General features: G+C 70.6%; 13 protein-coding genes and 1 pseudogene. 9 read left to right on the plus strand and 5 right to left on the minus strand.

Features of this window, described 5'->3' with window-relative positions:
- The first annotated feature begins 22 nt into the window (after positions 1–22).
- The 3 genes from H565_RS0105845 to H565_RS0105855 all read left to right on the plus strand — a co-directional run bounded on the left by H565_RS0105845 (position 23) and on the right by H565_RS0105855 (position 2739).
- A complete protein-coding gene (locus tag H565_RS0105845) occupies positions 23–778 on the plus strand; it encodes a PIG-L deacetylase family protein (protein WP_027460221.1) in 756 nt (251 codons plus the stop codon).
- Between the two features lie 60 nt (positions 779–838).
- Positions 839–1393, plus strand: coding sequence for an SRPBCC family protein (locus H565_RS0105850; RefSeq protein ID WP_027460222.1), 555 nt, complete (start codon positions 839–841; stop codon positions 1391–1393).
- A gap of 71 nt (positions 1394–1464) precedes the next feature.
- A complete protein-coding gene (locus H565_RS0105855; protein ID WP_027460223.1) occupies positions 1465–2739 on the plus strand; it encodes an Nramp family divalent metal transporter in 1275 nt (424 codons plus the stop codon).
- Positions 2740–2798: 59 nt separating this feature from the next.
- On the opposite strand, the gene H565_RS0105860 is transcribed toward H565_RS0105855, so the two are convergent.
- Entirely contained in the window at positions 2799–3911 is a 1113-nt protein-coding gene (locus H565_RS0105860; RefSeq protein WP_027460224.1) for a WD40 repeat domain-containing protein, read from the minus strand.
- A gap of 175 nt (positions 3912–4086) precedes the next feature.
- Here H565_RS0105860 and gnd point away from each other — a divergent pair, with 175 nt between their 5' ends.
- The 6 genes from gnd to H565_RS0105890 all read left to right on the plus strand — a co-directional run bounded on the left by gnd (position 4087) and on the right by H565_RS0105890 (position 10359).
- Positions 4087–5166 (plus strand): phosphogluconate dehydrogenase (NAD(+)-dependent, decarboxylating), encoded by a 1080-nt coding sequence (gene gnd / locus H565_RS0105865; RefSeq protein ID WP_027460225.1) that lies wholly within the window; start codon positions 4087–4089, stop codon positions 5164–5166.
- Complete coding sequence (gene zwf, locus H565_RS14460) at positions 5163–6707, plus strand: glucose-6-phosphate dehydrogenase (protein ID WP_051363441.1); 1545 nt, start codon at positions 5163–5165, stop codon at positions 6705–6707. The genes gnd and zwf overlap by 4 nt, the downstream gene beginning before the upstream one ends.
- Before the next feature lie 109 nt (positions 6708–6816).
- On the plus strand, positions 6817–7785 hold the full coding sequence (locus H565_RS0105875) for a glucose-6-phosphate dehydrogenase assembly protein OpcA (RefSeq protein WP_027460226.1): 969 nt from the start codon (positions 6817–6819) through the stop codon (positions 7783–7785).
- Between the two features lie 48 nt (positions 7786–7833).
- Positions 7834–8937, plus strand: a complete 1104-nt coding sequence (gene queG / locus H565_RS0105880; protein ID WP_027460227.1) for a tRNA epoxyqueuosine(34) reductase QueG — start codon at positions 7834–7836, stop codon at positions 8935–8937.
- Positions 8938–8997: 60 nt separating this feature from the next.
- A complete protein-coding gene (locus H565_RS14465) occupies positions 8998–9390 on the plus strand; it encodes a nuclear transport factor 2 family protein (RefSeq protein WP_034408523.1) in 393 nt (130 codons plus the stop codon).
- A gap of 135 nt (positions 9391–9525) precedes the next feature.
- Complete coding sequence (locus H565_RS0105890) at positions 9526–10359, plus strand: glutaminyl-peptide cyclotransferase (RefSeq protein WP_027460228.1); 834 nt, start codon at positions 9526–9528, stop codon at positions 10357–10359.
- 4 nt (positions 10360–10363) lie between these two features.
- Here H565_RS0105890 and tmk read toward each other — a convergent pair whose 3' ends face one another.
- From tmk to H565_RS14475, 4 genes and pseudogenes are all read right to left on the minus strand, one after another.
- Positions 10364–11005: a dTMP kinase gene (tmk, locus tag H565_RS0105895; protein ID WP_027460229.1), complete on the minus strand. Its 642-nt coding sequence runs from the start codon at positions 11003–11005 to the stop codon at positions 10364–10366.
- Between the two features lie 94 nt (positions 11006–11099).
- Complete coding sequence (locus H565_RS0105900; RefSeq protein WP_027460230.1) at positions 11100–11897, minus strand: Nif3-like dinuclear metal center hexameric protein; 798 nt, start codon at positions 11895–11897, stop codon at positions 11100–11102.
- A gap of 24 nt (positions 11898–11921) precedes the next feature.
- A complete protein-coding gene (locus H565_RS14470) occupies positions 11922–12137 on the minus strand; it encodes a VOC family protein (protein WP_245576170.1) in 216 nt (71 codons plus the stop codon).
- A gap of 101 nt (positions 12138–12238) precedes the next feature.
- A pseudogene (locus H565_RS14475) lies at positions 12239–12500 on the minus strand (IS4 family transposase); the annotation flags it as partial.

Raw genomic sequence — 12500 nt, forward strand, 5'->3', positions numbered from 1 at the left:
CCACTCCCCGTATTCTTCCCCCATGCGACTCATGGCCGTCTTTGCCCACCCCGACGACGAGATTGGCTGCATCGGCACCCTCGCCAAGCACGCGGCGCGGGGCGACGAGGTGCTGCTGGTGTGGACCACCCTGGGCGAACTCGCCTCGCAGTTCGGGGACGCCCCGCACGAGGAGGTGACCCGCGTGCGCCAGGAGCACGGGGCCTGGGTGGCGGGGCGCATCGGGGCGCGGCACCATTTCTTTGACATGGGCGACAGCCGCATGACGGGCGGGCGCGGCGAGGCCCTGCAACTCGCCCGCCTGTACGCCCGCTTCCGGCCCAACGCGGTGATCACCTGGAGTGACGACCACCCCCACCCCGACCACCGCATGACCGCCAAGATTGCCTTTGACGCCGTAACGCTGGCCCGCATCCCCAAAATCGTGAACGAGGAGGGCGGCGGCGCGGCGATGCCCCCGGCCCCCAACCTCAGCGGCGACGAGGCGGTTGAGAGCGGCGAGGACGTGACTCGGCTGGAAGCCTGGCGCGAACCCGTGCGCTTTTACCAGTACTACGCGCCCGCCTCGCCCTACCCGGAAGTCTTTGTGGACATCACCGACACCTTCGAGGTCGCGGCGGACGTGGCGGCGTACTACCGCGACTTTTACGGGTGGGCATGGTCCGCCGAGCAGTTCCGCGAGGGCCGCGCCGGAACCGGGCGGCTGGCGGGCGTGAAGTACGCCGAGCGCTTCAACCTGCGGGCCAGTCACCTGCGGGCGCGGGACTACCTGGACTGAGCCTGAAGGGGGGCGCGGGACGTGCGGGGCGGCGGCCCGCGCTACAGTGACCCCCGACATATGGCCGAGGACATCCACATCAGGCAGAGCATCGTGGTCAGGGCGCGTCCGGACGTGCTGTATCGCCTCGCGCTGGAACCCCGGCGCCGCGTCCGGTGGGACCCCAACCTCACGCGGGCCGAGTACGAGGGTGGCGAGGGCACCCGACTTTCGCCGAACGTGCGGGTGCGCTTCAAGTTCTCGCGCCGGCTCTTTGGCCTGAGCTTGACCGCCAAGTACGGCCAGCTTCAGGCCCCCTTGCGCGGCGGCTGGGAGAGCGTGCGGCACGTCGGCCCCTTCGAGCGGCTCTCGCAGAGCTGGACTTTCAAGGCGATGCCCGGCGGCACCGAGGTCACGCTCGGCATGAATGGCCGCGTGCGCTACCGCTGGGTCCAAAAGCCCGTCGAGCGGCTGCTTCAGAACCTCGTGGTGAGCACCCTGACGGCGCTTCAGCGGCAGGTGGACGCCCCCGGTGCCCAACTCATGGAGGACATGGGCCGCGAGATGGCCAGGAAGCAGAAGGAAGAGCAGAAGGCGGCCAGGGAAGCCGCCAAAGCGGCGCGGCGCAGGAAGTAGGGGGGGAAGAGGCCCGCGGCCCCCCACACTCTCTGGCTTCCCAGCGTGGCCTAGCGGGTACCCTGCGGGACATGACACAGCATCCAGAAGCAGCGGCGCAGGGGGCGGCTCCTCAGGGCGGCTGGCAGGTCATCGGGCCGGGGCTGCTGGTGGCCGCGACCGGGGTGGGGGCCGCCGACCTGGTGGCGACGCTGGTGGCGGGCAGCAAGTTCGGCTACGCGCTGCTGTGGACGGTGATTCTGGGGGCGCTTCTCAAGGTGGTGATGGTGGAGGGAGCCGGGCGCTACTCGCTGGCGACCGGGCGCACCATTTTCGAGGGGTGGCGCTCGCTGGGGCGCTGGACGAGCTGGTATTTCGGCTCCTACATCGTCATCTGGGGCTTCGTGTACGGCGCGGCGGCGATGTCGGGCACGGGGATTCCGCTCAACGCGCTGGTTCCGGCCCTCAGCGTGACGGCCTGGGGCATCATCGCGGGGCTGCTGGGCTTCGTGCTGGTGTGGTTCGGGCGTTACGCCCTGTTCGAACGCTTCATGGCGGCGCTGGTGGGGCTGATGTTCGTGACGATGGTGGGGGCGGCCCTGCTGACCCTACCCAACCTGCCCGCGCTGCTCTCCGGGCTGGTCCCGCGCATTCCCGAAGGAGGCCTCATCAACGTGCTGAGCCTCGCGGGAGGCGTGGGGGGCACCATCACGCTGGCGGCCTACGGGTACTGGCTGCGCGAGAAGGGCTGGCACCACCCGCAGTTCATGCGAGTGATGCGGCTCGACAATAATGTCGCCTACCTCGTGACCGCCATCTTCGTGATTTCCACCCTGATTGTGGGGGCCGAGCTGCTCTACTCGGCCCGCATCGCCATCGAGGGCAATGAACAGGGCCTGCTCTCGCTCTCGGACATCCTGGGCGAGCGCTACGGGGGCTGGGCCAAATACTTCTTTTTGGTGGGGTTTGCTGCCGCCTCCTTTTCCTCGCTGCTGGGCGTGTGGAACGGCGTCAGCCTGATGTTCGCGGATTTCGTCGGGCAGGGGCGTGGCCTCTCCTCCGGGCACCCCGATACGCGGGTGGGCGGCAAGTATTACCGCTGGTACGTCCTGTGGCTGACCTTTCCACCGATGGCCCTGTTGTTTCTGGGCCGTCCGGTCGCGCTCATCCTCGCTTACGGGGTACTGGGGGCGCTGTTTATGCCGTTTCTGGCGGCCACCCTGCTGGTCTTGCTGAACTCTGACCGGGTGCCCGCCGAGTGGCGCAACAAGCCCGGCACCAACCTGCTGTTGGGGCTGTGCGTGCTGCTGTTCGGCTTCCTCGCCGTCACCGAACTCGCCAAACAGCTCGGCGGACTGCTGGGCTAAGGCGGACGGGAGCGGAACGAGTGGAGTTGAACGCCTGTTGAAACGGGGAGGTGCTCCCCTCACTCCCCCGGCACCGCCACCATCCGCGACCCCTCCTCCTCGCCCAGCAACAACCGGTCGGAGCCGAGCCACTGCACCGTGTCGGGGACGTCGTAGCGCCGAGACCAGACCACCCGGCTTCGCGGGCCGTCCGGACTCAGCCAGGTCACCACCACGCACTCGCTGCGCCAGCCGCCGCACCCGTCAAAGGCGGCGGAGGCCAGCGCCGTTCCCGCCGGATTCCAGGCGAGCGCCCGCACCAGCCCCCGGTGGGGCCGGGTCCGCCACACTTCCCGCCCGGTCGCCCCATCCCAGACGGTCAGCGTGCCCTCCCCCCACCCGGCGGCCACCCGTGACCCGTCCGGCGTGAGGGCGAGGCTGTAGGGGCCTTCCTCGCCACCGAAACGGAAGCGTCCAGGGCGGGGCTGGCGCGTCCGCAGGTCGTAGAGGGCCACCTCGCCGCGCCGGGGGCTGTAGGCGAGCGTCCTTCCGGCGGCGTCCACGCTGCCGCCCGCCTCCCACCAGCACGCGAACGGCACCCGCCACACCACCGCCCCGTCCGACCAGCGCCGCAGGGTGAGGCGCACGGGCCGGTCGCGCCCCGGTCCCGCCGCGTCGGTCAGCAGCAGGCCCTGGGGCAGCGCGGCGAACACGCAGGGCTGCCACTCGAAGGAGCGCCACTCCCCCCGCACCTTTCCGCTGGCCGCGTCCAGCGCGGTCACCCGGCCCTCGTTGTCGTGAATCCAGACGCTGCGGCTGTCGGGAGACCACACCAGGGCATTCACGCTGCGAAAGTCGGTCGTGGGGAGGTCCGTCGTCCAGCGCCGGTCCATCGTGGCGGCCTCCCAGAGCGCCACCCGCGCAGTGAAGCTGTCCCCGTATTTACGGCTCCCTCCAATCGCCACCCAGCGGCCATCGGGCGACTGCGCGGCGTGGTCGAGACCCTCGTAAAGGCCGCCCCCGCGCAGGTAAACGGGCAGTCCCGTGCGCTCTGCCCGCCACGTCTGCACGGGCCGCGAGTCCCACACGGCGCGGGCAATGCCCACGAGGCTGAAGACCAGCAGCGGAAGCAGAAGCACCGTCAGCACGCGCTGAAGCCGGGTGAGGCGGGGGCGGCCAGGCGCGGGCGTCATGCCGCGACTGTAGTGCCCCAGCGAGGACCGCCCAGCCGCATTTGCCCGCCGCCCTTGAGCTAGCCCTGAGAAACGCCCCCAGAGTCGACCCGCCAGGCCCGCGCGTATGATGCCCCTTAGATGCGCTGGGGAGCTGGAATCGCTTCCGCATCCCTCCCTGCGCCAGGAGGCTGCTATGAGACTCGGAATGATTGGGCTGGGCAAGATGGGCGGGAATATGGTGTTGCGCCTCGTGCGAGGGGGGCAAGAGGTCGTGGGGTACGACCGCAATGAGGAAAACGTGGCCCTCATCGAGGCGGGTGGAGCGCGGGGGGCGCGCACGATGGACGAGCTGATGGCCGCGCTGGGCGAACCCGGTGAACGGGCGGTGTGGGTGATGGTGCCCGCTGGGGACATCACGCAGTCGGTCATTGACGACCTCGCGGAACGGCTCGCCCCCGGCGACATCGTGGTTGACGGGGGCAACTCCAACTTCAAGGACACCATGCGCCGAGCGGAGGCCCTGGCCGAAAAGGGCATCGAGATGGTCGACGTGGGCACCTCCGGCGGCATCTGGGGCCTGAAGGAGGGCTACGCGATGATGGTGGGCGGCTCAGAGGGGGCGGTCGAGCGCCTGCGCCCCTTTCTGGAGGTCCTCGCGCCCGCGCCCGACCGGGGCTGGGGCCGCATGGGGCCGTCGGGCAGCGGGCACTACGTCAAGATGGTCCACAACGGCATCGAGTACGGGATGATGCAGGCCTACGCCGAGGGGTTCGAGCTGCTGCACGCCCGCAAAGACTACGGGTTGGACCTCGCCCAAATCGCCGAGCTGTGGCGGCACGGCTCGGTGATTCGCTCGTGGCTGCTCGACCTCACCGCCGAGGCGCTCGCCAACGAGGCCGATTTCTCGCAGCTCTCGGACTACGTCGCCGATTCCGGCGAGGGGCGCTGGACGGTGATCGACTCCATCGAACTGGGGATTCCCACCCCGGTCATCACGCTGGCGACCCAGATGCGCTTTCGCAGCCAGCAGGAGGTCAGCTACGCCGGGCAGATGCTCTCGGCGATGCGGCGGGCCTTTGGCGGGCACGCGGTCAAGGTGCTCGAATCCACCCGGCAAGAATCGGTTGTGCCTGAGGTGGAGCCGGGCGAACACCCGGCGGTGGCCGCCCCGCAGAACATCGACGTGGGCGCGGCGCAGTCCCAGAGCAGCGGCGAGGAAGCGCAGCAGCTCGGCGAAACGGGCCAGACCCGTGTGACCGGAGACGGCGCGTGAACGCACAGCACCCAGCTCTGGCCCCCGGTGCGGACGGGCATAACCCCTTCCGGGCCGCCATGCGCCGCAGCCGCGCCCCCGAACCCGCCACTCTGGTGATTTTCGGCGCGACGGGCGACCTCGCCCGGCGCAAGCTGCTGCCCGCCGTGTTCGGGCTGTGGCAAGACGGCTTGCTGGGCAGCGCCTTTAACATCGTCGGGGTGGGCCGTCAGGAGATGACGGACGAGGGGTTCAAAGACTATGCGCTCGAAGCCCTCCGGAGCAGCAAGGAGACGGACGCCCCGCAGCCCGGCAGTCTGGAGAAGTTCCGCGAGCTGCTGTACTACGAGTATGGCGATTTCAGCGGCGACGAGGTGTACGACCGGGTGCGGCAGGAACTCGACCGAGCTGGGGACGCGCACGGCGGGCGCAAGAATGCCCTCTTTTACCTCTCTACGCCGCCCAGCCTCTTCGAACCCATCTCGAACGGCCTGGGGAGACTGGGCCTCGCGGACGAGTCGGAGGGCTGGCGGCGCATCGTCATCGAGAAGCCGTTTGGGCGCGACCTCACTTCGGCCCGCGAACTGAACGGGGCCATTCACCGCGTCTGGGATGAGTCGCAGGTCTACCGCATCGACCATTACCTCGGCAAGGAGACGGTCCAGAACCTGATGGCGATTCGCTTCGGCAACGCGATTTTCGAGCCGCTGTGGAACCGCGCCATGATCGACCATGTCCAAATCACCGCCGCCGAGGACCTGGGCCTGGAGGGCCGCGCCGGGTACTACGAGGAAGCCGGGGTGGTGCGCGACATGCTGCAAAACCACCTACTGCAACTGTTTGCCCTCACCGCGATGGAGCCGCCCGTCGCCTTTGACGCCGGGGCCATCCGCGACGAGAAGGTCAAGGTGCTGCGGGCCGTGCGGCCCATCCCGGCGGGGCGGGTGCCGGAGGTCGCCGCCTTCGGGCAGTACGGCCCCGGCACCCTCTACGGCGAGGCGCTGCCCGGCTACCGCGAGGAACCCGGCGTGCGGGAGGGCAGCACGACCCCGACCTATGTGGCCGTCAAGCTGGAGGTCGACAACTGGCGCTGGCAGGGGGTGCCCTTTTTCCTGCGGACGGGCAAGCGGCTCCCCAAAAAGGTCACCGAGATTGCGGTGGTCTTTAAGCGCCCGCCGCTGGGCATGTTTCCCGGCGGGCTGGAACGCAACGTCTTGGCCTTTCGCATCCAGCCCGACGAGGGGGTCAGCCTGAAGTTCTCCTCCAAGTCGCCGGGACAGGAGATGGTGCTGCGCGAGGTGGTCATGGACTTCCGCTACGACGCCTTCGGTGCCCCGCTGGAAAGCCCTTACTCCCGCCTGCTCCTCGACGCGATGCTGGGCGACGCCACCCTCTTTCCCCGCGAGGACGAGGTGGACTGCGCGTGGCAGCTCGTCTCAGGACTGCTGGACACCGCCGGGAACACGCCCCCACAGGACTTCCCCAACTACCCCGCCGGAACCTGGGGACCGGAGGCGGCGGACGAGTTGATTGGCCCGGACCGGCGCTGGAGGCGGCTGTGAGGGGGAGAAGAGCCGTCAGCCCCCAGCATCCAGCTTCCAGCAGCGCCCGCATGGCGCTCTGGGCTGGTGGCTGGCGGCTGGCCGCTGGCCGCCCCCCCGGAGGTGCCCCGTGACCCCCCCCACCACCCTGCCCCTGCTTGGCCCGGTCGAGACTTCGGTGCGGGGAGCGCAAGCGGCGCTGGACGACCTCTGGGCGCAGACGCAGGCGGAGACGCGGGCCTATACCGGGAACATCATCGCGCTGACGGTGGGGCGGCACCTCGCGCGGGTGGAAGAGGCGCTCGCGGGGCTGGAGGGCCGCTACGCGGGGCGGCAAATCATCGGGGTGATGGACGGGCCGCCCGGCGAGGTGCGGGTGCAGGTCAGCCTGGTGCCGCAGCCGGGCGGGCTGTACATCGAGCGGCTGCGGCTCTGGGCCGACCCGGAAGGCCTTCAGGGGGCCATTCTCCCGCTGCTGCGCCCGGCCACCGTCAACCACGTGTGGTGGGGGGCGGATACCCGCCCGGAAGGGGTGCTGCTCTCCGAACTCACCGAAATCGCCGACCAGGTCATCGCCGACAGCCTCACCCTGGACATCCCCCCGGCGCGGCACTACGCCCTGGCCGACCTGGGCTGGAGCCGCTCGGCGGGTTGGCGCGAGGCCCTCGCGCAGCTCTTTGACAGCCCCGACGCGGCGCGGCAACTGGGGCGGGTGCGCGAGCTGCGGCTGACCTACGCGGGCGACAACGACCTCCCGGCCCGCCTCTTTGCCGGGTGGGTGGCGAGCACCCTGGGTTGGCCGTCCCTGGAAGGGGTGACGACCTACCGTCCGCAGGACTGCGGACGCGAGAACGGCGACCTGTGCGGCCTGGAGCTGCGGGGCGAGGGCGTGCGCTTTACGCTCCGGGCGGCGGGGGGCGACCTCGTGCGGTCCGAGTGCGCGTGGCCGGGGATGACCCGCCGCACCGAACTCAATGTGCCGCGCATGACCCTGGCGGAGGGCCTCGCCCGCGTGATGGCCCGCCCGGAGCGCCGCGAGGTCTTCGAGCGGGCTTGGGCGCTGGCACGAGCACAGTTGGAGGCAGAACGGGCACGCTGAAGCCCTAGCTCTCTTTCATTCCGGGCGGCCCGTGCCACACTGCCCCCCGTGAACGCCGCCGAACTCCTCGCCGACCTCGCCGTCTCCCTGGGGGCGGACGCCGCAGGCTGGGCACCTGCCCAGGTTCCCGCCGGGGCGGTGGCCGAGTACGCGAGCTGGCTCGCGGCGGGGCGGCACGCGGGAATGGGGTACCTGGAGCGGCAGCTTCCGGCCCGCGCGGACCCAGCCTCGCGGCTGCCCGGCGCGGGGAGCGTCCTCGTGCTGGGGGTGTCGCACGCCTTTGCTGACCCCAGCCCCCCTCCCGGCGGGGTGCGGGTGGGGCGGGTGGCCCGCTACGCCTGGACCCCCGACTACCACGAGCAGCTTCAGCCCGTGCTGACCCGGCTGGAGGCGGAAGCCGCCCGGCTGGGGGTGCGGGCGCGGGGCTACGTGGACCACGGCCCGGTCATGGAGCGCCTCTATGCGGCGGGGGCCTTCCTGGGCTGGCGGGGCAAGTCAGGCATGACGGTCAGCACGCGGCTGGGGGCCTTCGTGACCCTGGCGGTGCTGCTCACCGACCTCCCCTTCGAGGGGGCGGCCCCGGCCCACCCCGACCGCTGTGGCCGCTGCTTTCGCTGCGGGGTGGCCTGCCCGACGGGGGCCATCGGCGACGACCGCACGATTGACGCCCGGCGCTGCGTCTCGTACCTCACCATCGAGCACCGGGGGCCGCTGCCGCACGAGCTGCGCCCCGGCGTGGGCGACTGGCTCTTTGGCTGCGACGTGTGCTCGGAGGTCTGTCCCTGGAGCCAGAAGGCGGGGCCACTGGCCCGGCGGCTCAGGCCCGTCCCGGAGCTGGCGCACCCGGACCTCACGGCCTTTTTCGGGGTCAGCGAGCGACAGTTCGAGCGCCGCTTTGCGGAGACGGCCTTTCTGCGCCCCCGCCGCAAGGGGATGGCCCGCAACGCCCTCACCGTGCTGGGCAACACCCGCGCTCCTCAGGGCTGGCCCCTTCTTCTCGCTGGGGCGCAGGACCCCGCCTGGGAGGTCCGCGAGGCGGCGGCCTGGGCGCTGGGGCAGTGGGGGGAGGTGGGGCGGGTGCGCCCGCTGCTGGACGACCCTCACCCGGCGGTGCGGGAGACGGCCACCACAGTCTTGACCGGGACTTCATGAGACCAACTCTGAGGCTTTTCCCACTCGTCAGCCCCCGACAGACGTGCTGAGGTAGGGGGCATGGCCACCCTGACCGAACAGTTCATGCAGGCCCTGCGCGAGACTGAAGACCGCCGCGACCCCACCCCCCTCGTCGAGCTGTTTGCTAAGGACTGCACCCTGCGCAACCTGACCACCCACGAGTGGAGCGGCAAGGAGGGGGCGCGGGAGTTCTGGACCCGCTACCTGGAGAACTTTGAGACCATCCGCAGCGAGTTCTTCCACCACGCCGATGACGGGCGCACCGGAATCATGGAGTGGGAGGCGACCGGGCGACTGCCAGGCGGGCACGACATCGCCTACCGGGGCAGCAGCGTCATCGAGCACGACGGCCAGAAGGTGGGGGCCTTCCGCACCTACTACGACTCAGCCGCTTTTGTGAAGCCCGCCGCGGAGGGCCAGGAACAGGGCTGACCCTCCTCTGGCCCTGATGCCCCGGTCCTCCCGCGCGAGGCCGGGGCGCTGTTCTGTCCGCGGCGGCACACGGCACGGCAGCCCTCAAGGTCAGCTCAAGACGCGCTCCTCACCCGCCGCCGCTAGCATGGGCCTATGCGCCCCCGCTTTCCCCTGCTGCCCGTCGTCGCGGCGCTCCTGTCCCTCTCGGTCACGGCGGAAGCCGCGCAGACTGTCGCGCCGCCCATCCTCAAGCCCGCCGTGACCGCCCGCTACCCGCACGACCGGGGGGCCTTTACCCAGGGCCTTCAGTACCTCGGCGGGGGCATCCTGCTGGAGAGCACCGGGCAGGTCGGCGAGTCGGGGGTGCGGCGAGTCAACCTGCGGACCGGGCGGGTGCTGCTCTCGGTGCCCACGCCCATCGCGACGGCCTTTGGGGAGGGCGTGACCCAGCTCGGCGACGTGGTCTATCACATCACCTGGCAAACCGGGGTCGCCTTTGCCCTCGACGCCGAGACGCTGCGCGAACAGGGCCGCTACCGCTATGCGGGCGAGGGCTGGGGCCTCACCCACGACGGACGCTCGCTGGTCATGAGTGACGGCTCCGCGACCCTCTTTTGGCGCGACCCGCGGACCTTTGCGATCACGAAAACCCTGCGGGTCACCGACCGGGGCCAGCCCGTGCGGAACCTCAACGAGTTGGAGTACGTGCAGGGCTACATCTACGCCAACGTGTGGCTCACCGACCGCATCGCCCGCATCGACCCGCGCACGGGCCGGGTGACCGCTTGGCTGGACGTGGGCGAGCTGCTGGAGGAAGCCAGCGACCGCGCCGAGCGCGAGGGCCGCCCGCTCACCTTCGACGACGTCCCCAACGGCATCGCCTACGTGCCCGAACGCGGGACCCTGCTGCTGACGGGCAAGCGCTGGCCCCTCCTCTTTGAGGTTAAGGTGCCGGGCGTGACCCCGGTGACCGCCCGCAAGCCTTGAGAGGCTAGCCTGAAGCCTGCTCCTGGGGGAGGTTCAGCCTCTCCCCCACCGCCCGCCAGATGGCTTCGGCCAGCTCGGCCTCGTCCCGCGCCGCGTCGAGGACCAAAAAGCGCCCCGGCTCCGCCGCCGCGAGGGCGAGAAAGCCCCGCCGCACCCGTTCGTGAAAGGCGAGGTCGGCCTGCTCCAGGCGGTCGGGCTGGCCGCGCCACGCTGCTCGGCGGAGTCCCAGCGCCGGGTCGAGGTCCAGCAGCACGGTCAGGTCGGGGGTGAGGCCCCCCGTCGCCGCAGCGGTGACCGCCTGCAAGAAGCCGGGGTCTAGCCCCCGCCCCGCTCCCTGATAGGCGAGGCTGGAATCGGCGTAGCGGTCGCACAGCACGACCTCGCCCCGCGCGAGGGCCGGGCGCAGCACCTCGCGCACGAGCTGGGCGCGGCTGGCCGAGTACAACAGGAACTCCGGGAGGGGGTCGATGCCCAGCGCCGGGTCAAGCAGCACCCCGCGCACCCGCGTGCCCAGCGGCGTGCCCCCCGGCTCGCGGGTGACCGTGTGCGGAAGCCCCGCCGCCGCGAGCCGCGCCGCGAGGTGCCGCAGTTGCGTGCTCTTGCCTGCGCCCTCCGGCCCTTCGAAGGTGAGGAAGAGGGGGGTCATACGGCTTCGCCGCCGCGTGTGGCGTGTGGGGTGTGGCGTGTCGAGAGCAACCAGCCACCCCTACACGCCACAGGCCACGGGCGACACGCCCCCCTCACAGGCCCGTCGGCTGATGCAGGAACTGCCACGCCAGCCCGAACTCCTCTTCCAGCCGGGCGGCGAGCGCCCGAACACCGAAGACTTCGGTTTCGTAGTGTCCGGCGTAGACCACGTTGACCCCATATTCGAAGGCGTCGTGAAAGTGCTTGTGTTCGGGTTCGCCCGTAAGCAGGGTGTCGAGGCCGGCGGCGGCGGCTTCGGCGATGGCCCCGGCCCCGCTGCCGCTGAGGATGCCCAGGCGGTGCACGGTGGGGGTGCCCCCGCCGTGGACGAGGCAGATTTCGCCCGTGAGCTTCTGCACCCGGTCGGCGAAGTCCTGGAGGGACTGGGCGAAGGGCAGCTCGCCCGCCTGCCCGATGGGGCGGCCCTGCCAGTCGCCAAAGGGCCGGACGTTTTGCAGGCTCAGGGCGCGGGCCATCATCGCGTTGTTGCCGACCTCCGGGTGAGCGTCGAGGGGGATATGCGCCGCGTAGAGGTTGAGGTCGGCCATCAGCGCCGTGCGGACGCGCTCGCGGTGCGGCCCGGTCAGGGGCAGGGGGCGGCCCCAGAACAGGCCGTGGTGCACGATGAGAAGGTCAGCCCCGCTGTCGGCGGCGGCCCGGAGCGACTTGACGCTGGTGTCCACGCTGGCCGCCACCCGGCGAATGGTCGGGGTCCCCTCTATCTGGAGGCCGTTGAGGCTGGGGTCTCGGTAGGCCCCCACCTGGAGGAACTCATCGAGCCAGGCGACGAGCGCGTCGCGGGCCACCTCGCCGCGCTGGACCTGGGGGGCTGGAGGGGTCGGGTCGGTCATAGGACGCATTCTAGGCGCGGGGCCTCAGTGGGAAGCGTGCGCCCAGACGCTGGGGTGCCCTTCCTGCACAACCTCCAACCGATTGCCAAAGGGGTCGCGCAGGAACAGACGCGGCACCCCGGCCTCGGCGTCAGCCCGGTACGCCACGCCGTGCGCGTCGCAGTGAGCCTGAAACGCGGCCAGGTCCGGGGAGCGGAGCGCCGGGTGTCCCTTCTGGCGCGCCACGAAGTCCGGCGTCACGCCCACATGCAATTGCCGCCCATCGGGCAGGCCAAACCACACGCCGCCCCTGGAGCGCAGCGCCTCCGGCTTGAGCAGCTCCGGAAGTCTCAGAAACCTGACTACCCTTCAAAACGCGGCATGAGAGTCGTCAGGGTACGCCAGGACGACGGGGATGGGTGCAGCAGCAGGTCTTGGAGATGGTCGAGGCCAAGCCGGAACACGGACACCGCACGGTGTCCGTGTTTCTTGATCTGTACGTCCTTCTTGTTTGCCAGCAGCTCCCCAGTCACGCAGGCCCAGATGAACGCCACGCTGACCACCGTCAATAGGGTGGACACCCGCTCCGCGCGGGTCAGGCCCGTGTCCTCCAGGTTGAAGCCC

The sequence above is a fragment of the Deinococcus murrayi DSM 11303 genome (genome assembly GCF_000482805.1).
Taxonomy (GTDB): Bacteria; Deinococcota; Deinococci; order Deinococcales; family Deinococcaceae; genus Deinococcus; species Deinococcus murrayi.